The organism is Cryptosporangium minutisporangium, assembly GCF_039536245.1.
In the GTDB taxonomy this organism is placed as follows: domain Bacteria; phylum Actinomycetota; class Actinomycetes; order Mycobacteriales; family Cryptosporangiaceae; genus Cryptosporangium; species Cryptosporangium minutisporangium.
In genome coordinates, this window is record NZ_BAAAYN010000037.1 from 1 (window position 1) to 18,192 (window position 18,192).

Here is an 18,192-nt window from a genome sequence, read left to right on the forward strand (position 1 = left end):
TCGCCGCCGAGACCGTTGATTCGCTCGACGTCCTGATCAACAACGCGGGCGTCCACGGCTATGAAGACCTGGCCGATCGGGCTGCCCTCGAACATCATCTCGCGGTCAACCTCTTCGGCCTCTACGCCGTCACACAGGCCTTTCTGACCCGACTTATCGAGTCACAAGGCACGATCGTCAACGTGCTGTCATTGGCTGCGGTGGCTGCCGTGCCCATCAGTCCTGCGTACTCGATCTCCAAGGCGGCTGCCTTCTCGTGGACGCAGTCGCTGCGAGCCACTCTCGCCGGCCAGAGCGTGGACGTCCACGCCGTACTGCCCGGTCCCGTGGACACCGACATGGTGCGTGACCTCGAGATCCCGAAGGCGTCACCACAGTCGGTAGCCGCAGCCATCCTTGACGCGCTGGCCAAGGGAGAGGACGAGATCTTCCCCGATCCCTTCTCGCAGGCGCTTGCCGATAGCTGGAACAGAGGGGCGGTCAAGGCGCTCGAACGTCAGAACGCGGCGCTCGTCGGAGGCCCAGAACCAGTAGCGGAAGGGCCGAGAACACTCAGCTCCGCGCCGAGAACGCCCGGCTGCTCGGGGAGCTGCTGACGCTGCGGAAGGCCGCCATGCTGCGGGCATGATCACTCAACCGAGGTCGCGCAGCAGGCGTGGCTGGTCAAACACGGTGTTGTCGATCACCACGTCGGCCAATCGCAGCGGATCCACCTCGGCCAGGTACAGCCGTTCCGCCGCCAGATAGCGATCACGGTGCACCGCCTCGGCATGCGCGCCGGCCCAACCCTGGTCACGGCGGGTGCCCCGATGCACGGAACTGCGCTCGTCAACGTCGAGCCAGACCCGGAAGTCCCAAAAGTCGTTGATCTGCGGGCGGAACGCGAAGACACCATCGACGATCAGCACCGCGTCGGCCGCAGCCACCGCGACGACATCACGATGTTGCACCTGGGTCAGCGGATCGATGCTGCACAGCACGCACTCGCCGGACCCGTCGGGCGCCGCCGGTTGCAGCAACAGCCGCGTGACCGACTCGTAGTCGAACGCATTGCGGTAATAACCCTGACCGGACTCGCGGTCATACAGGTGCCGGTCGCGCCAGGGCTTCTTGAAGTCATCCAAAGTCGCCCGCAGCACCGGCCGGCCACCAGCGCTGATCTGCTGCGCCAACTCGTGCCCGAAACTGGTCTTACCCGCAGCGGTCAACCCGTCGATGCCCACCCGCAGCCGCTGGCCACCGCACGCCAGCACCCGCTCAGCGACCTCAGCCAGCAACGCCGACCGCTGCTCCGACGCCCAGGACGGCAACGGCTGCTGCCACGTCGACACCGAGAACTGCACCGGGGCTCGGCGACCCTCCACGACTAGCAACCTAACGCTGCTAAGCCGAGCAGATCCCAAGCCGGGTCATACGCCGGATAGACGGGTTGGTCGCCGATGCTGATCCAGGACCCAGTCGCCGTCGCGGGGTCCGTTCGCCCCGACGCCGGCGGAGTGGCGTTGCCGGTGCCGAGGGCGGCAGTGCCGCGGCGAGGGTGTCGCCGCGGATGCGGGTGCGGCCGTCGTTGATGGCCACCTACCGGTTGGAGGCGATGGCCAGGATCCAGCCCAGGCAAGCTCCTGTCCTCCCTAGGCGCTCCCGTTCGTCGGTAGAGCAAGAACACCACAGGGAAGGACTTTCCATGCCTGTCATAGTCAGCCTGCCGATCGCCGATCGACTGATCTCGTACCGCTTCTACCGGGACGGCCTGGGCTTCGAAGCCATCGGGGACCTCGCCGACGACGGCCTTCCCGAGCCCCTGCAGTTTGTGCTCGACGGCGGCGTCCGCCTGATGCTGATTCCCACGGGCGGCTTCGGCTGGGTCATCGGTGGCCGTGAGGTCGCGAAGCCGGGGACCAGCGAATGTCTGTTCAGTCTGGCCGCGGAGAACAGCGTAGCGGTGGACCAGAAGGTCGAGCGGGCACGGACCGCCGGGGCGGAGATCGTCAGCGAGCCGCAGAGCCAGCCGTGGGGCTACTCCGGTGTCTTCGCTGACCCGGATGGGCATATCTGGCAGATCAGTTCATGAGCCGGCCGATCACCGCGTCTGCGGTCAGACTCCCGACGGGCGAGGAAGAAGTCGGTGAGTGGTGATGTCTCCGAGGGAACCGTTCGCCACGAAGCCGGAGAAGTTGCTGCTGGAGGTGTACTGACGGCCGCCTCGCAAATCCGGCCGTCCGTGACCCGGCTGCTCGAACTGATGACCGAGGTCCGGCGTTCGTCAGCAACGGCCGCGACCCCTCCGACAGAGCACTCACGGATCTGGTCGGCGAGCTGTCGACGCGCAGCGAAGACTTCCGGACCGCTGGGCCTCCCACGACGTGCGACTACACCGCACCGGCGTCAAGCAGTTCCATCACCCGGCCGTCGGCGACCTCGACCTGAACTTCGAGACCATGCAGCTCAACGCCGATCCCGGCCTGGCGCTCACCGCGCTCAGCGCACCCGCCGGCTCGGCCGACGACGACGCCCTGCGTCTCCAGGCCAGCTGGGCAGCCACCCGAGACCAGGCCAAGACGACGTGATCACGGGCAGCTTCACGGTCGGTCCGGCGCGCTGAGTACGGCGGCGACGCTGTCCACGAACCACCGCTCGAACCGCTCGACCGGCCACCCGCGCTCGCGAACCAACCAGTCGTAGTTGCGGATGTCCTGCGCGAGCCACAGCACGTCGGCGGCCCGCTCCTGGCTCACCAGGACTTCGCCGGTGACTGCGAGATCGGCGGCGAACATCTCCATGCCGCGGCGCCGGTCCTCGAGGTTCTTGCGCCAGATCGCCGCGGCGTCGGCGTCGGCGGACGCCGCACCGGCCAGCGCCAGCATCACGTGCACCTGCCGGGCATGGGTCTCGGCCAGATGCTGGGCATACCGGGTGAGCTTGGCCCGAAGGCCGCTCAGCGCGCGGATGTCGGCGACGAACGACCGCTCCGCCATCGCCACCCGCTCGTCGTCGCCGACCAGGGTGACGTCGACGAGGTCGGAGAGCAGCTGGCGCTTGTTGCCGAACACCGCGTAGACGGTCTGGACGGCGACGCCTGCCTCGGCGGCGACGGCGGTCAACGGCGTGGCGCCGTAGCCGGGGTCCACGAACAGCTTGGCAGCGGCGTCGAGGATCGCGCGCCGAGTCTGTTGCGCCTGTTCCTGCCGGCGGGGCGAGACGTAACGCCGATTGACACCCACGGGGGTAGTGTAGTGCTCTATTCGATAGAGCTTCACTCTATCGACTACTGCCTCAGGGGGCAGCTATGCCGTACGGCGTCGTTCAAGACATGCCTGGCGTTACCGAGCAGGAATACCGGCAGGTGGAGAAGCATCTCGGTCCCGACCGGCCGCCGGGCCTGCTGGCCCACGTGGCCGGGCCGTCCGACGAGGGCTGGCGGATCATCAACATCTGGGCTGACGAAGAGGCGTTCCGCAGGTTCCAGTCGGAACGGCTGATCCGGGCCGCCGGGCTGGCCGCCCAGGAAGAGGGCTTCGATCCGGCGAAGGCCGCCTCCTTCCGATCGGCGAGCGTCGATGGCTCCGAAATGCCGTTCTGATGGCCGACACCGCCACGCTGCGTGCCCGCAACGCCGACTTCTGGGCCCGAACGGCACCGGGGTGGGTCAATCAGGCCGAACGGCACGACGAGATCGGCCGGCCGCTGGGCGCCGTGGCACTCGACTGGCTGCGACTCCGGCCCGGTGAGCGGGTGCTGGATGTCGGCTGTGGGTGTGGCGGCACGACCGCCGAGATCTCGCGGGCGGTCGGGCCGCTGGGCAGCGCGCTCGGTCTCGACCTCGCCGAGGCGATGGTGGCGGCGGCGCGGGACCGGTTCACCGGGCCGGGCGCCGCGGGACCGCGGTTCGTGGCGGGTGACGTCGAGACGCTCGATCTCGTACCCGGGGCGCCGTTCGACGCCGTCTACTCCCGGATGACGTTGATGTTGCTCGCCGATCCGGTCGTCGGCCTGACCACGATCCGGCGCTCGATGCGTACCGGTGGTCGGCTGGCCGCCACGGTGTTTCGCGACGGTCGGGTGAGCCCTTGGCTATCAGCGGCGATGCTCGGAGCGGCGGCTCACCTGGAACGGTTGCCGCCGCTGCCGATCGGCGAAGAGCCGGGACCTTTCGCCTTCGCCGATCCGACCCGGGTGACCCGCCTGTTCACCGCCGCCGGCTTCACCGACATCGGCATCCATCCATACGACGTCACGCTTGACGCCCCGGACGATCCGGAGGCGGTTACCGAATGGCTCATCGAGGTCGGCCCCGCCGGTGCGGCCTACCGGGACGCCGCGCCCACCACTCAGGACCGCGCCCGGTCCGGGTCGGCACGCCTGCTCGGACGATTTCGCACTCCCGGTACTGGTTACCGGCTGCCGGCCGGACTCTGGTTGATCACCGCCCGCTCGGACAGGACCAGCACGCCATGACCTCTGACCGGCGCCTCGCAGTGTTCCTCACACTGATCCTCGGCGCAGCCGTGGCGTCTGGCTGCTCCTCAACCGCCGCCGATCCGCCGTCCGCCGATCCACAATCTGCCGCACCAGCGGCGAGCGGCGCCTATTCGGCGAAAGACGTCTGCGCCTACCTGGAGGGCGAGATCCCGGCGCTGAAGGAGATCGGCAGCCCGGTCGGGCGTCATGCCAACCTGGCCGGCAAGCTGGCCACCTTCTTCGAGGCCCACGGCAAGCCGGAGAACGGCGCTGTACTGGACGCGGCGACCAAGGCGGAGTGCCCGACCGTGCGGACGGAGGTGCTCGCCTTGATGGACGTAGACAGCTTCAGCTCGTTCTAGTCCCGGACGGCACCGCGGGGCACATCCGCGCCCCAGCAGCGTCAGGGCCCTGCTCAGGTGGCCAGGCCCTGACGGTAGGCATAGACCACGGCCTGCACGCGGTCACGGAGGCCGAGCTTGGTGAGGATGCGCGACACGTACGTCTTGACGGTTTCCTGGCTGAGGACCAGCGTCGCGGCGATCTCGCTGTTGGACAGGCCGTCCGCGATCAGACGCAGCACTTCTAGCTCGCGGGGGGTGAGCGGAGTGTCCTCGGGGGTGCCCGGCGTGGGCCGGATCCGCGTCGCGTACCGACCCACCAGCTGGCGCGTCACCTCGGGGGCCAGTAGAGCCGCGCCGGTGGCGACCGTCCGGATGCCGTTCAGTAGTTGCGCCGGAGGAGCGTCCTTGAGCAGGAAACCGCTGGCACCCGCGCGCAGCGCCTCGTAGACGTACTCGTCCAAATTGAACGTTGTCACCACGAGGACCTTCACGGGATTCGCCACCCCAGCGCCGGCGAGCATCCGGGTCGCTTCGATGCCGTCGAGCACCGGCATCCGAACGTCCATCACGACGACGTCCGGCCGCAGACGTTCGGCGAGGTCGACGGCGGTGCGTCCGTCTCCGCACTCGGCTACCACCGTCATGTCGGGTTGGGCGTCGATGATCGTCGCGAAACCGGTGCGGATCAGCGCCTGGTCGTCGCAGACCACGACCTGGATCGGGGAGGTCACGACCGGTTTCCCGCGGGGATGCGGGCGTGCACGACGAAGCCGCCGTCCGGTCGTCGGCCCGCGCTGAACTCGCCGCCGAGGACGTCGACCCGTTCGCGGAGCCCGGTGAGGCCGCGTCCGCTCCCGCCCGGCGACGCGGCCCGCGCACCGGAGCCGTCGGTGCTGACCTCCACGGTGATCTCCTCCGCTCCATGGTGCAGGCTGACCGCGGTGCGGCTGCCGTGGGCGTACTTGAGCGCGTTCGTCAGCGCCTCCTGCACCACCCGATAGGCGGCGACCTCGGCGCTGCCTGCCTCCTCCGCCGGCCGGCCTTCCTCGCGGAACTCGACCGGCTGTCCGGCCTGTCGAACCTGCTCCATCAGGGCGTGCAGTTCGCCGACGGACGGGGTTCGGTGGTCGGTCCCGTGATCGGGGTTGAGCACGTCGAGCAGGTGCCTGAGGTCGGTGATGGCTCGTCGGCCGGTGTCGGTGACGGCGGTCAGGGCCTGGTCGAGGCGGTCCGGCGCGCCGGTCAGGTAGCGCGCTGCCTCGGCCTGCACCACCATCGCGGTCACGTGATGGGTGACGACGTCGTGCAGCTCGCGGGCGATCCGCGCGCGTTCGGCCGCACGGGTGGTTTGCGCGACGTGGCGGCGGCGCGCGGCCTCGGCCGCCCGGGACGTCCGCAGCCACGCGCCGACGCCCCAGGCCAGGACCATCGCCAGGTAGAAGGTGACGAATCCGGTGACGCCTTCGGGTGATCCTCGCTGGTCGAGCGCGATCGCCAGGGACACGTACGCCGCCGACGCCAGAACGACCGTGGTCAGCCGGTGACGTTCCAAGTGCGCCGCCGCGCTCAGCAGCGCGATCGGCAGGGCCGAGCCCCCGGCCGTGTGATACCCGGTGAGCTGGTCGACGGCGAAGCCGACGGCTACCAGGGCGAGACATGCAGCCGGCCAGCGGCGGCGCACGGTCAGCGGCAGGCACTCCAGCGCGATCACCGCGACGGCGAGCGCGTCGAACGGACGATTGGGCAGGCCGCCGAGCTGCGTGCCGTAGCCGCGGATCGCCGGCACCAGCGACACGGCGATCAGCGCGAGCGCCAGTGCGAAGTCCCGGACTGTGACGTCGGAACGCCGCCACAGGTCCGGGAGGCGCCGGAGGTCGATCACGGGACGAGCGTAGTGGCCTGGTCGGCCGCGGTCGCCGGGCGGCGGAGCGGCACCAGGCGACCGCGCCGGTGCGCCAGCCACAGAAAGACGATCGTCAGGAGGGCGCCCGCGAGCACCGAGTAAAGGCTGGCCTCCGGACCGAACTCGCCGCCCGTCAGCAACACCGGACCGGACATCACGCCGTCCAGCAAGCCGTCCGGCGCGTCGGTGCCGGAGACGTCGGTCCCGAAGATCCCGGCCTCGGCGAAGTTCCAGCCGAAGTGCAGGCCGATCGGCAACCACAGGGTGCGGGTGGCGGCGTACGCAGCGGCCAGCATGCCGCCCGCTTCGACCGCGATCGCGATCGCGCCCCACAGGCTGGCGTGGGGATTGAACAGATGCGACAGCCCGAACACCAGGCCGGTCAGGATGAGCGCGAGCCAGGTACCGATGCGCTGCTCGACGATGCGGAACAGGATGCCACGGAAGAGCAGTTCCTCGGTCGTCGCGGCCGCGACCATGAAGCCGAACAACGCCACCGCACCGGTCACCGAACCGAAGCCGGCGACCCGGTAGCCGCCGAGGAACGCGATGTTCAGGATGACCGCCCCGAACATCCCGACGCCGATCAGCACCCCGCGGACGAGAGCCCCGCCAGCGCCCTTCCTCGCCACCTCCACGGGCGCTCGGCGCTCCGTCCGGCGCACCACCCAGGCGTACGCGAGCACCGAAAGCCCCGCCGTCATCACGCCCAGCACGAGGGTGAGGGGCGCGTTCCAATGCACCGCGCCGACCGCCGTACTGCCGACGAAAGCCACCGCCGCGACGGCCCCGAACTGCAACAACAGACGCATGACCACTCCATGGGAAGGGCTGCGGACCAAGCGCCGCGCCTGCGATGAACGCTAGGGATCCAACGGTCCGCAATCGTCACCGCGCAGTGGACACTTGCCGGTAGCTCGCACGGGGGACAGCTGATCCGCGGGTTCTGGGTTCGATCCCCAGCGCCTGCTTCGGCGCGTCAGTCTTGGCCGGTCGGCACGTTGCCGGGCAATAGCGCGACCGCGGCCGCGTACGCCAATTCCCCTACGTGGGCGGCGTCGTGGTGAGCGGCGACGACGGTCGCTCCTTCGACCAGCATGAGCCATTGCCGCCCGAGGACGGCCGGGTTCGCGGCGCCGGCGCGCTCGGCGATGCTGGTCAGAAGTTCGAGGTAGCGGTCGAGGTGACGCGCAGTGAGGGTGCGCACCGCTTCGTCGTGGTGCTGGGCTGCCGCGTTGACCATGGCGCACCCGCGAAACACCGGGTCGTCGTACCAGCCCTGGAGAGCGTCGAACGCCGCGGCGAGTTGGTCGGTGGGGCGCGGTCCAGCGGCCGTGACTGCCTCGGCCAGCCATCTGAACACCCGATCGCTGCGCGCTTCCAGGACGGCTTGGACCAGCCCGTCCTTGGTGCCGAAGTGCCGGTAGAGCGTCTCCTTGGACACCCCGAGGCGAGCGCACAACTCGGCGATGCCGATGCCGTCGAGGCCTCGCTCGTACAGGAGCGGTGTAGCGGCGTCCACGATCGCGGCTCGGGTGCGCGCCGGATCGATCGTCGAGCCTCTGGGAACCGGCACGACAGGGATGGTACCGGTTGGTTCGATCGACTGCTAGCGTCTGGATCGTACCGACCGGTTCGATCTCTGGAGTCGTCATGACCAGTGCCGCCACGCTTCCGGAGGCCCGGATCGTCCTACCCGCCCCATCGCGCGGGTGAGGCCCGCCGACACGGGAACGAACTGGTCGCTCACGTGGCGCGCCAACAGGCAGGCTGCGCAGTTGGCCCTCGGCACCGCTTCGGCGCTGGGGCTGGCCCGCTTCGCGTACGGTCTGCTCCTCCCGGCGATGCGGCACGATCTGCACTGGACCTTGGCCGAAGCCGGGGGTATGGGTACCGCCAACGGACTGGGCTACCTCGTCGGTGCATTGGCCACCGCCGTGATCGTCCGCCGCTGGGGTACCCGCGTTTCCTTCCGCGCGGCGATGGCGCTCACTGCGGCGTCGCTGGCCGCCACGGCGTCGAGCGATGCCTATCCAGCGCTATTGACCGCGCGGGCGCTCGCTGGCGTCACGGGGGCGGTCGTCTTCATCACCGGTGGGGTGATCGCGTCGCGTCTCGCCGCCCGGGCCGACTCCGGCCTTCCCATCACCATCTACTTCGCGGGAACCGGATTGGGCATCGCCGTCAGCGGTGCCACCATCCCGGCCGCAGGTCAGCACTGGCGCCTGGCCTGGGTCGGCCTGGCCGTCGCCGCCGCATTGGCGACGGTGATCAGTTGGACCGCAGCGAGCACGGGCGACGACTTTCGAGACGCGGTGTCCGGCCGGGCGCGCATGCGCACTCTGTGGCGGACGGCTCTCGCCTACCTGCTTTTCTCGGCCGGTTACATCACGTACATCACGTTCCTCTCCGCGTACCTGGCCGACCACGGGGCCTCGCTCAGGCAGACGACGCTGACCTGGATCGCGCTGGGCTCGGCGGTCCTTGCGGCACCTGCGCTGTGGAGACGCCCCACCGAACACTGGCCCGGCGCGCGAGTCCTGGCGATCCTGCTCTTCGTTCTCAGCGCAGGATCGGCGTTGGCGTTGGCGCTGCCCACGGCACCGGTCATCCTGCTGTCCGCGGTGCTCTACGGAGCGACGTTCATGGGAGTTCCGGCGGCCGTCACCGCGCTCATCAAGGCAAACATTCCTCCGGCCGACTGGACCGCGACCCTGGCCGCCTTCACCACGGTGTTCGCCATCGGACAGACGGCCGGACCTTGGCTCGCCGGCGCGGCTGCCGACCATCTCTCCACCGACGCCACCCTCGCGTGGACCGCGATCCTGTGCGCCGCAGCAGCGGTGATCGCCGCCGTGCACCCGAGGCGTACCGGGTCACCGCACAGCGGTGCCAGGACGAGCGCCTGACCCGACAAACCCTCCGGCAACGACAGACGAAGACGATGACGAACCTCGTACTCATCCGGAGTACTGCTGCGGGCACTCGCGTAATCCGTCATCACTCCCGCAGAAGTCTTGATAGCCGCAGGACACCGGCACCTGCCGCATGGTGCCTTCGACCTCGATATGCCGCCTCGGCGGCCCACCGCCTGTCCCTACGGCTGTGGCGGTCGGTACCAGCCCGGACCGGGCGTTCCGAGCTCGGATCGCGCGGCGGCCAGGAACGCGGCTTCGGCGTCGCGGCACAACTGGATCGTCTCGTCGGGGATCTCTCCAGCATCGTGGTCAACACGTACTTCAGCCAAGCGCGTCAGCGCACTCACCACCCCGTATGCCGCTTGGGCAGTTTCTAGAGACGAGCTGACCAGCCGGATCTCTTGCAGGCGACGGAGGGTCTCCGCTTGCGCTTCGCCGCCGAACGCATGTCTGGTGCGCGAAACTGTCGAAGCCTGCAGCAGAGTTGCGTCTCGCTCATGACAGTGGCGCGCCATTCGCGAGCCGCAGTCGCAAACGCTGACATGACCACGCGCTTGTCTCGCTTGTCCCGGTCCAGGGCCTCACGCTGCCAGGCCCGTGTCTGCGCTCGGCCCGACAGGTAAGAACCCAGAATGACTCCGCCGAGCGAACCAAGTACAGCCAACACCGCAATGAGCGCCTGCGCCATGGTGACCTCATCCTCATCGCGGGTCGACAGGACGGTCTTTAGCTTGTCACCCGGCCGCCGAGCGCTCCTGCCATCTGGTGCCTCCGGGTGCGTTCCTCTTCAGGAGCGCGGTCGTTGGTAGCGGCCTTCCGACCGGGACGGCGGCGAGGTCTGCTCGCGGCCGTCCCGGCGGACGGCGTCTGTCTAAAGGGGAGTGCGACTGCAGCGAGCGCGTCGATTTGCTCGACGTCCTCGCCGTAGCAGTACAGAACGAGTTCGTCGGCGCCGAACGCGCGGTAGGCGGCCACGGTGTCGGCGATCTCGGCCGGGTCGCTCAGCGGCATGCCCCATCCGGGGCGGCCGGTGAAGGCGTAATAGTCGGCGATCGCGTGGCGTGCTTGCTCAACCGTCTCCGGCGACCCGATCGCGGTGTTGATTTGGCAGACCAGGCGGGGTTGCCCGGGGCGTCCGGCGGCGTCCCAGTCGTCGCGGACGGTCTGGACCAGCCCTCCGGCCCAGGCCAACGGCGCGGCACACAAGAAGCCGTCGCCGTGGCGGGCGACACGCCGCAGCGCCGCGGGTGCGAACGCCCCGATGAGGATGGGCGGTCCGCCGGGCGCCGAGGGCAGGGGGCCGATATCGGCACCCGCGTACGGCTCACCCCGCCAGATCGCGCGGAGATCGGTGAGTTGCTGCTCCAAGAGCCGGCCGCGCTGGTCGATCGGTGTTCCGGCGGCGGCGAAGTCGTCCTCTCGTCCGCCGACCCCGATACCGCATTCACCTCCCGCGTTCGCTTGGGCCGGAACGGCTGACTGCGCTCGCCGTGGCGACGGCCTGGGCGAACTCGTCCGGTGCTTCCATCGGCACGAAGTGCCCCACTCCGCTCAGACGTCGGAGGTCGAGGTCGGCGAAGTACCACTCGAGCCGGTCCGACCACTCGAGCGGGAAGAGCGGATCCAAGTCTGGCCAGAGCACAGTGGTGGGCACGGCGATCCGATCCGCCGGCGCAGGTGGCTGTTCGGCGACCACCCGCGCCAGCCCACCGACGCTGCCGCGATACCAACCGAGCAGCGCGGTCGCCGCACCGGGCGCGGAGTACACCGAAACAAGATGGTCCAGATGTCCGTCGGGCAGCGTGTACCCCGGGCCGGCCCAGTGGGTCCAGAAGAACCGCAGGAACGCGCGTACCGCTTGGGGCTGGCCATCGAGCAATTCCACCGCGAGCGGCAGCTGATTGAACGACAGGTACCAGAACTCCGGTGCCGCCCGTGGATCGAGGATTCGTTCACCGATGCCCGGTAGCGGCGGTGTCAGCACCAGCGCACCAACGAGGTCCGGCCGTAGCCGAGCCACCGCGACCGCCACCCGGCTACCGATGTCGTGCCCGGCCACCACCGGCCGATCCAGCCCCAATTCCTCGATCAGACCAATCACGCTGCGTGCCTGTGCATCGGCGGCGTAGGACGCAGGATCGGCGGCGTGCCGATCCGAGCCGCCGAATCCGCGCAGGTCCGGCACCACGACATCGCTCTCCGGCAAGAGGTCGACTACCGCGCGGTACTCGGTGCGGTCCCCTGGCCATCCGTGTAACAGCACCGCAGCGACGCCGCTGCCGCCGCGGTCATAACGGAGGCGAAACCCGTCGACGGCGCGCGTCCTACTCACACGACCACGGTAAACGGCAGGGGCAGAGCGGCGGTCGGATCGGCCGCGGACGACACGCGAGGGTCCGAGCGCCTCGGCGCGGGGACGCGCTGTCGAAGCCGACGGTGCGAGCGCCGACGCCGGGCGGTCCCGGGGTCGGCCCTACGGCTTGACCGGCATCAGCAGCGAGTAGGCGCGGTCGTCGGCGGGCCGCCGGACGGCCAGCGGGCGGATCGGGCCATCCAGTTCGAGCACGAGCTGGCCTTCGCTGACAGCGCTCAGCGCCTCCAGGAGGAATTCCCGGTTGACCGCGACGTGCCGGTCCTGTCCGGCGCGCCACTCCTCCGCGCCGACCACGTCGATCCGGCCCTCGGCGTCGACTGCCAGCACGGCCAGCTCGTGGTCGACGCCCTCGTAGGAGTGGACGACCCGGGGCGCGCCGCTAACGGTGGCCCGCAGTGCGGCCGCGTCTACCGACGCGCGGCGCGGGCTGCCGGCGACGGTGCGGGTCTGGACGGCCCGGCGGTAGTCGGGGTAGTCGTACGCCAGCGGGGTGTCCTTGATCGTCCAACCATCGCCGACCGCCTCGATCTCCACCTTCTTCAGTTGCAGGCTCACCGGCTCATCCTGCTCGGGGTGGTTGCGGAGCCGGTCGACCCAGGAGGCCGGGGCTATCAACCGGGTGGCCGGGCCGTCGACGGTCGCCGGCTCGCGGTGGATGGCCATCCGGTAGCGATCGGTGGCCACGAAGGTCACGCCGTCGGCGTCGGCGTCGACCAGGACGCCCGCCAGCATCGGCAGCTCGGGGTCGTGGCCCACGGCGAAGCGCACGGAGCCGAGGGCGGCGGCCAGGACGGCGCGGGACAGGGTCACGGTGGTCATCGGGTTCTCCTGCGTGTCGAGAAGGGTGTGAACGCGGGAGAGCTCGCGGCGGGCATCGGCCAGGCCGTCTTCGAGGCGGCGTAGGTGCCGGTCCAGCAGTTCGTGCGCGACAGCCCGGTCGGCGCGGAGCACCGCGGCGATATCGGCCACCGGCATGCCGACCCGGCGCAGGCCGGCCACCAACCGCGCTTGGTCGACCTGCTGCACGCTGTACCAGCGGTAGCCGTTGTCCGGATCGACCACAGCCGGTACCAACACCCCTGCGCGGTCGTAGAACCGCAGCGCGCTCACAGTGAGCCCGCTTGTCCGCGCGGTCTCGCCGATGCTCCGCATGTCGCTCTCCACACCGTGGAACCCTGAGGCCTCGAGCAGGTCGAGGGTCAAGTCGTGACACGATTCTTTCCCGCCGCCGACCGCGGGGTTTCGAGCCTCGGAGTGGGATCAGCTGTCGGGTTTCGGGTCGAGCATGTCTTCGAGCCAGACGTCGATCACGCGCGGCCCGGTGTCAGCGGTCTTCACCGATCAGAAATCCTCCGCCGCGTCGTCAGTTCTGGTAGCTCTCTCGCACCGGTGGAAGGATCGATGATCATGACCGACGTCAGACCGCTGGGCGCCGACGAGGCCACGTTCATAGCGGCGGTCCGCTCGGACGACACGGCGCGGTTCGCACTCGTCGCCGAGCGCCACCGGCGTGAGCTGCAGGTGCACTGCTACCGGATGCTCGCGAACTACGAGGACGCCCAGGACATGACGCAGGAGACGTTCCTGCGGGCGTGGAACAAGCGGAAGTCGTTCAAGGGTCACGCTGCGCTGCGGACCTGGCTGTACCGGATCGCGACCAACGCCTGCCTCGACTTCCTGGAGAAGCGCAACGACCGCACGCCCGTGCCTGCCGAGCTGCCTGCCGAGGGCTCGGAGGTGCTCTACCTGCAGCCCTACCCGGACCGGATGCTCCCGGAGGACCCGCAGGAATCGGTGGTGGCGCGGGAGACGATCGAGCTGGCGTTCATCGTCGCCGTCCAGCACCTGCCGCCGCGGCAGCGGGCGGTGTTCATCTTGCGCGACGTCGTCGGCTGGCCGGCGTCGAAGGCTGCCGACGCACTGGAGCTGACCGTCGCGTCGGTGACGAGCGCACTGCAGCGGGCACGCGTGACGATGCGCGAGCAGTTGCCCGACCGCCGCCTCGACTGGCGGAGCCCCGCCACCCACGAGCTGTCGGATGACGAACGCGGCGTGGTCAAGTCGTACATCGACGCCCATGAGCACAACGACCTCGACGGGCTGATGTCCCTGCTGCGCGACGACCTGCGCTTCATGATGCTGCCCGAGTCGGGCACCTTGACCGTGACGGCCAAGGACGCGGTGGACGGCTGGGTCTCCGGTGGGCTCTTCCAGCGCGGCTACGACGACTGGCGCTGCATCACCACGACGGTCAACCGCATGCCTGCTGCCGTGCTGTACCGCCGCACCCCCGACGACTCGACGTACCGCTTGTTCAACATCGCGGTCCTGCGGATCGTCGACGGGAAGGTGGCCGAGCTCACCGGATTCGACGCCACCGACAAACCATGGCTGGGCTTGCCCGCGACGCTGTGACCAGACGGGTCCCCATCGTCGACGAGTCCAGCGCACGGACCGGCCCGACGACAACTACGCGTGGTGTGGACGATCGTCCACACCACGCGTAGTTGTCGGCCACTGCCGATGCCAGCACCCACCAAACCGAGCGGACCGACTACCGCTTCGTCTCGTACCTGGTCAGCATCACGCCGCCGGGAAACGTCCGCGTCTCCACCAGGTTCAGGTTCACCCAGCTGTCCACTGCGGTGAAGAACGGTTTGCCGCCGCCCACCAGCACCGGATGGGTCACGACCTCGTACTCGTCGACCAGCCCGGCCCGCATGGCCGCGCCAGCGAGCGCTGCGCCACCAACCCTCATCGGCTCGCCGTCCTCGGCCTTGAGCCGGGTGATCTCCTCGACCGCGTCGCCGGTGACCACACGGGTGTTCCAGTCAACCTTGTCGACCGTCGAAGAGAACACCGCCTTCGGCGTATCCCGCCAGTTCCGCGCGAACTCGACGTGCGCCGGGGTGGCGCCCGGCTGCTGATCGCCGGTCGGCCAGTAGGAACTCATGTTCTCCCACAGCTTGCGCCCGTACAGGAACAGACCGATCGCCCGCTCCTGGTCGAGCCACCACTGGAACAGCTCATCGCTCGGCTCGCTCCAGCCGAGGTCGTCGCCCGGCGCGGCGATGTAGCCGTCCAGGCTCACATTCATGCCAAAGATCAATTTCCGCATCGTGCCAGCCTCCGTGAGTCGATCTCACAGGTACAGACGGGCGCGGCGCGGAAACCTAATCGGTGCGCGATCTGCCTCCGCAGGTGGTCCGCATCCGCTGTGAAGGCCGCGCCCGTCAGCGGCTGGTGGTGCGGGCCGCGGTGTATTGGTCGTCGATGACCGGTTCGGCCCAGCTGGTGTCGTCGCCTTCCAGAGCGCGAGGTGCTCCGTGAACCGGTCGGGCGCGGCGCCGTGCCAGTGTTCCTCGCCGGGCGGGCACGCGACGGTCTCACCTGGGTGGGCTTCGAAGACCGCGCCGTCGCGGGTGCCGATCAGCGCGATGCCGGAGACGACGTGCAGGGCCTGGCCGAGCGCGTGGGTATGCCAGTTGGTGCGGGCACCGGGGCTGAACCGCATGAGGTTCAGCCGGGCACGGGCGGGCTCCCGAGCGGCATACAGGACGTCCCACCAGACGTCACCGGTGAACCGGTGGAGCCGGCGTGCATCGCCGAGAACTTCGACGTCTTCGACTTCGAACTCACCGACGCCGAACTGACCGTTATCGACGGTCTGAAGACCGGCGAGCGAGGCGGCCCGGGGCCGGCCGACATCACGCTTGCCGCCTGGAGCCGCCCCACCCCGGAGGATTGAGACTTTGCAGCGCCGAGCTCAGCGGCTCGAGGTTTCTGGCGCGGTGGCCCCGAAGATCGTGGAGGCGCACGTGTGCTAGTTTTTGTGAGCGATCGTTCAACTATTGGAGCGTCGGTGGGCCGCAAGCAGCTTTGGGATCGGGCGGAGGTACTGACCTCCGCCATGCGACTGTTCCGTCGCCGCGGCTACCACGGGGCCTCGCTGCGGGACGTCGAGGAGGCGACCGGGCTGCACCCCGGCAGCTTGTATCGGACCTTCGAAAGCAAGGACGGCCTGTTCCGCGCAGCCCTGGACGCTTACAACGACCAGGTGGTGCAGGACCGGGTTCGGATCCATCTCCTGGAGCCGTCGGACCCGGTGGCGGGCATTCGGTCGTTCTTCACCTCGGCGTTCGAGACTGGCCTCGATCCCGATCCGGGCTGTCTGCTCACCAACACCGCCGTGGAGTCCTACATCGTTCCGCAGGCCGTGAGCGGAGTGCACCGAGGGCTGGACGCGATCGAATCCGGCTTCGCCGACGCGCTGACGCGCGCCCGCGCCTTGGACCTGCTGCCGGCTGATCTGGACGTCGAGGAGTCGGCAGCCCGGCTGCTGGCGCTCTACCAGGGCCTGCTGGTGTTGGTCAGGGCCGGCACGCCTCGCACGAAACTGCACACCATCACCGACGGCGCGTTGGCGTCGCTCGGCCCCGCGAAAGAGGCACAGCGATGAATGACTCACAGCAGCTCTGGACGAACTATGCCGCGTGCTGGTCGGCCGACCCCGACGAGCGGCTCGCAGCCCTCGGTGCGGTCGCGATCGAAGACGTTGCCTACCGGGACCCGGGCGCGGAGGTCAGCGGGCTGAGCGAACTGGCCGCCTACATGACCGGATTCGCCGGAGCCTTCCCCGGTCACCGGTTCCGCATAGACGAGGTACTCGACCACCACGACCGGTCGCTCGCACGCTGGACCCAGCTCGGTGAACTGGGCGAGCCCGCGATGGCGGGCGTGAGCACCGCGCTCCACCGTGACGGCCGGCTCGCCGACATCACCGGGTTCTTCCTCCCTGCGTGAGCGGATCGCGCAGCCTCGCCGAGCATGTTGCCGATCAGTTGGCGTCGCTCGGCGAGGTCACCGTCCACCGCTACTTCGGCGGCTGGGCACTGCGCAGCAACGGTCGGCAGTTCGCGATGGTGATGGACACCCTCTACCTCCGCGTCGACGGCGCGGCCCGCCCCTCCTACGAGAAGGCCGGGTCCACGCCGTGCACCTACCGTGCCGCAGGCCGCGAGGTGGTGGTGCACAGGTACTACAGCGTCCCAGCGGACGTGATCGACGACCGGGCCGAGCTCTGCGCCCTGGCCCGCGCAGCACTCGCCTGACCAGCCAGAGCGAGGCATGAGCACCTCGTTCGGCCGGACGCTCACTGCACGCGGCGCGGATTCAATCGGCGGCGGATGGGGCGTTGCACGCCTGCGGCCCCTGTGCCGGACGCGAATGTGCAACGCCATGCTGCCGGAGGTGCTGGGTACCAGGTGGGACAGCCGAACGGGTCCGGTGGCGTCGCCCGTGAACGGGCTGACTGTGCCAGGTGGGTAGGTGACCCGGGCGTCCACGCTCCGGCCGCTCATCCGCCCCGACGCGCACATACTTTCCGGGCGCTCAATATTTGCCGTGGCGGAAACTAACGGATAGAGTTGCCGATATGGAAAGCATCGATCGAACCCCCGGCCCCGCCGAGGCCCGCGATGCGCTGGCGAGCATCGAGCACGCGCAACGGGCCGTGCGGGACACGCCGTGGCCGACCTGGATCTACCCGGTCAACGCCGTCCTGGTGGGCGCCATGGCGTCGACGTTCCTGCTGGCGGAGCACGGCACACTTGCGCTCCTTGCCGTCGCTTCCACCGTCGTGGGTCTCAATGTTGCGGCTGGCTACCGGATGGGAGCCCCGTGGACCGTCCCCACCAGCCGGACCTTCCTCGCTGCGGTCGCCGCATCGTTCCTGTGCGTGCTCGCCGCGATGGTTGTCGCAGATCTCACCGAGCGCGCGTGGCCAGTCGTCGTCCTAGCGATCGCCGCCACCGTCATCTACCTCGTCGGTGGCGTGGTGCACCGCCGATCGACAGGACGGCCCCGGTGACCGGGAAGCTCGACCCCGTCATCCACCCGACGCATCGCCTGCGCATCTGCGCGATGCTCGCGGCGGGCACCACGCTCGAGTTGTCGATCATCAAGGACAACCTCGACCTGAGCCCTTCGGCCCTGAGCAAGCAGGTCGCGGCGCTCGTCGACGCCGGGTACGTGAAGCAGGAGCGCCTCGGCACCGACTCCCGCCGCGTGTGGTTGTCGTTGACCCGTCAGGGCCTCAAGGCCTACCGAGGTCACGTCGCCGCACTGCAGGAGATCGTCGCCGCGACGGCCGTGCCGCCGGTGCAGGGCTCCGCGGCCCAAGCGTGAGACCGAGTC

23 protein-coding genes and 2 pseudogenes are annotated in these 18,192 nt (G+C 69.3%); 14 read left to right on the forward strand and 11 right to left on the reverse strand.

Translation table 11 applies throughout. From position 1 onward, the window contains the following. Nucleotides 1–596, forward strand: a 596-nt coding sequence (locus ABEB28_RS26595) for an SDR family NAD(P)-dependent oxidoreductase (protein WP_345730949.1), incomplete at its 5' end; no start/stop codon positions are given. 36 nt (nt 597–632) lie between these two features. On the opposite strand, the gene ABEB28_RS26600 is transcribed toward ABEB28_RS26595, so the two are convergent. Beyond that, complete coding sequence (locus ABEB28_RS26600) at nt 633–1,343, reverse strand: nucleoside/nucleotide kinase family protein (protein WP_345730950.1); 711 nt, start codon at nt 1,341–1,343, stop codon at nt 633–635. A 341-nt stretch (nt 1,344–1,684) separates the two neighbouring features. Between ABEB28_RS26600 and ABEB28_RS26605 the strand changes: the two genes are divergently transcribed. Continuing rightward, nucleotides 1,685–2,071, forward strand: a complete 387-nt coding sequence (locus ABEB28_RS26605; protein WP_345730951.1) for a VOC family protein — start codon at nt 1,685–1,687, stop codon at nt 2,069–2,071. A gap of 200 nt (nt 2,072–2,271) precedes the next feature. Next, a pseudogene (locus ABEB28_RS26610) lies at nt 2,272–2,567 on the forward strand (MmyB family transcriptional regulator); the annotation flags it as partial. Nucleotides 2,568–2,579: 12 nt separating this feature from the next. Here ABEB28_RS26610 and ABEB28_RS26615 read toward each other — a convergent pair. Then, complete coding sequence (locus ABEB28_RS26615; protein ID WP_345730952.1) at nt 2,580–3,221, reverse strand: TetR/AcrR family transcriptional regulator; 642 nt, start codon at nt 3,219–3,221, stop codon at nt 2,580–2,582. A 65-nt stretch (nt 3,222–3,286) separates the two neighbouring features. Here ABEB28_RS26615 and ABEB28_RS26620 point away from each other — a divergent pair, with 65 nt between their 5' ends. Genes ABEB28_RS26620 through ABEB28_RS26630 form a run of 3 tightly spaced genes read left to right on the forward strand, consistent with a single transcriptional unit; the run spans nt 3,287 to nt 4,820 of the window. Then, nucleotides 3,287–3,580 (forward strand): hypothetical protein, encoded by a 294-nt coding sequence (locus ABEB28_RS26620; RefSeq protein ID WP_345730953.1) that lies wholly within the window; start codon nt 3,287–3,289, stop codon nt 3,578–3,580. After that, complete coding sequence (locus tag ABEB28_RS26625; RefSeq protein ID WP_345730954.1) at nt 3,580–4,455, forward strand: class I SAM-dependent methyltransferase; 876 nt, start codon at nt 3,580–3,582, stop codon at nt 4,453–4,455. The genes ABEB28_RS26620 and ABEB28_RS26625 overlap by 1 nt, the downstream gene beginning before the upstream one ends. Continuing rightward, on the forward strand, nt 4,452–4,820 hold the full coding sequence (locus ABEB28_RS26630; protein ID WP_345730955.1) for a hypothetical protein: 369 nt from the start codon (nt 4,452–4,454) through the stop codon (nt 4,818–4,820). Before ABEB28_RS26625 ends, ABEB28_RS26630 begins: the two co-directional genes overlap by 4 nt. A 53-nt stretch (nt 4,821–4,873) precedes the next feature. Here the strand turns inward: ABEB28_RS26630 and ABEB28_RS26635 are convergent, their stop codons facing one another. The 4 genes from ABEB28_RS26635 to ABEB28_RS26650 form a co-directional block, all read right to left on the reverse strand. Beyond that, nucleotides 4,874–5,533: a response regulator gene (locus ABEB28_RS26635; RefSeq protein WP_345730956.1), complete on the reverse strand. Its 660-nt coding sequence runs from the start codon at nt 5,531–5,533 to the stop codon at nt 4,874–4,876. Beyond that, on the reverse strand, nt 5,530–6,684 hold the full coding sequence (locus tag ABEB28_RS26640) for a sensor histidine kinase (protein ID WP_345730957.1): 1,155 nt from the start codon (nt 6,682–6,684) through the stop codon (nt 5,530–5,532). The genes ABEB28_RS26635 and ABEB28_RS26640 overlap by 4 nt, the downstream gene beginning before the upstream one ends. Next, complete coding sequence (locus ABEB28_RS26645; RefSeq protein WP_345730958.1) at nt 6,681–7,517, reverse strand: CPBP family intramembrane glutamic endopeptidase; 837 nt, start codon at nt 7,515–7,517, stop codon at nt 6,681–6,683. The genes ABEB28_RS26640 and ABEB28_RS26645 overlap by 4 nt, the downstream gene beginning before the upstream one ends. 167 nt (nt 7,518–7,684) lie before the next feature. Continuing rightward, on the reverse strand, nt 7,685–8,281 hold the full coding sequence (locus ABEB28_RS26650) for a TetR/AcrR family transcriptional regulator (RefSeq protein WP_345730959.1): 597 nt from the start codon (nt 8,279–8,281) through the stop codon (nt 7,685–7,687). 202 nt (nt 8,282–8,483) lie between these two features. On the opposite strand from ABEB28_RS26650, the gene ABEB28_RS26655 reads away from it, so the two are divergent. Next, nucleotides 8,484–9,614: a YbfB/YjiJ family MFS transporter gene (locus ABEB28_RS26655; RefSeq protein WP_345730960.1), complete on the forward strand. Its 1,131-nt coding sequence runs from the start codon at nt 8,484–8,486 to the stop codon at nt 9,612–9,614. A gap of 735 nt (nt 9,615–10,349) precedes the next feature. Here ABEB28_RS26655 and ABEB28_RS26660 read toward each other — a convergent pair. The 3 genes from ABEB28_RS26660 to ABEB28_RS26670 form a co-directional block, all read right to left on the reverse strand. Continuing rightward, nucleotides 10,350–11,060: an LLM class flavin-dependent oxidoreductase gene (locus ABEB28_RS26660; RefSeq protein ID WP_345731019.1), complete on the reverse strand. Its 711-nt coding sequence runs from the start codon at nt 11,058–11,060 to the stop codon at nt 10,350–10,352. A 7-nt stretch (nt 11,061–11,067) separates the two neighbouring features. After that, nucleotides 11,068–11,955 (reverse strand): alpha/beta fold hydrolase, encoded by an 888-nt coding sequence (locus ABEB28_RS26665; protein ID WP_345730961.1) that lies wholly within the window; start codon nt 11,953–11,955, stop codon nt 11,068–11,070. Between the two features lie 141 nt (nt 11,956–12,096). Then, entirely contained in the window at nt 12,097–13,149 is a 1,053-nt protein-coding gene (locus ABEB28_RS26670; RefSeq protein ID WP_345731020.1) for a DNA polymerase III subunit beta family protein, read from the reverse strand. A 255-nt stretch (nt 13,150–13,404) separates the two neighbouring features. On the opposite strand from ABEB28_RS26670, the gene ABEB28_RS26675 reads away from it, so the two are divergent. Beyond that, nucleotides 13,405–14,412, forward strand: a complete 1,008-nt coding sequence (locus ABEB28_RS26675; protein ID WP_345730962.1) for an RNA polymerase subunit sigma-70 — start codon at nt 13,405–13,407, stop codon at nt 14,410–14,412. 139 nt (nt 14,413–14,551) lie between these two features. Here the strand turns inward: ABEB28_RS26675 and ABEB28_RS26680 are convergent, their stop codons facing one another. After that, nucleotides 14,552–15,115: a dihydrofolate reductase family protein gene (locus tag ABEB28_RS26680; RefSeq protein WP_345730963.1), complete on the reverse strand. Its 564-nt coding sequence runs from the start codon at nt 15,113–15,115 to the stop codon at nt 14,552–14,554. Between the two features lie 115 nt (nt 15,116–15,230). Beyond that, nucleotides 15,231–15,580, reverse strand: a pseudogene (locus tag ABEB28_RS26685) (cupin domain-containing protein); the annotation flags it as partial. A 3-nt stretch (nt 15,581–15,583) separates the two neighbouring features. On the opposite strand from ABEB28_RS26685, the gene ABEB28_RS26690 reads away from it, so the two are divergent. The 6 genes from ABEB28_RS26690 (at nt 15,584) to ABEB28_RS26715 (ending at nt 18,183) form a co-directional block, all read left to right on the forward strand. Then, a complete protein-coding gene (locus tag ABEB28_RS26690) occupies nt 15,584–15,745 on the forward strand; it encodes a hypothetical protein (protein WP_376980605.1) in 162 nt (53 codons plus the stop codon). 162 nt (nt 15,746–15,907) lie between these two features. Next, entirely contained in the window at nt 15,908–16,456 is a 549-nt protein-coding gene (locus ABEB28_RS26695) for a TetR/AcrR family transcriptional regulator (protein ID WP_345730964.1), read from the forward strand. Continuing rightward, nucleotides 16,453–16,800 carry a nuclear transport factor 2 family protein gene (locus ABEB28_RS26700; protein WP_345730965.1) on the forward strand — a complete coding sequence of 116 codons (348 nt, stop codon included), beginning with the start codon at nt 16,453–16,455 and terminating at the stop codon, nt 16,798–16,800. Before ABEB28_RS26695 ends, ABEB28_RS26700 begins: the two co-directional genes overlap by 4 nt. After that, entirely contained in the window at nt 16,797–17,108 is a 312-nt protein-coding gene (locus ABEB28_RS26705) for a TfoX/Sxy family protein (RefSeq protein WP_345730966.1), read from the forward strand. Before ABEB28_RS26700 ends, ABEB28_RS26705 begins: the two co-directional genes overlap by 4 nt. Before the next feature lie 323 nt (nt 17,109–17,431). After that, complete coding sequence (locus ABEB28_RS26710; RefSeq protein ID WP_345730967.1) at nt 17,432–17,866, forward strand: hypothetical protein; 435 nt, start codon at nt 17,432–17,434, stop codon at nt 17,864–17,866. Then, nucleotides 17,863–18,183, forward strand: coding sequence for a transcriptional regulator (locus ABEB28_RS26715; RefSeq protein WP_345730968.1), 321 nt, complete (start codon nt 17,863–17,865; stop codon nt 18,181–18,183). Before ABEB28_RS26710 ends, ABEB28_RS26715 begins: the two co-directional genes overlap by 4 nt. Nucleotides 18,184–18,192 lie beyond the last annotated feature (9 nt).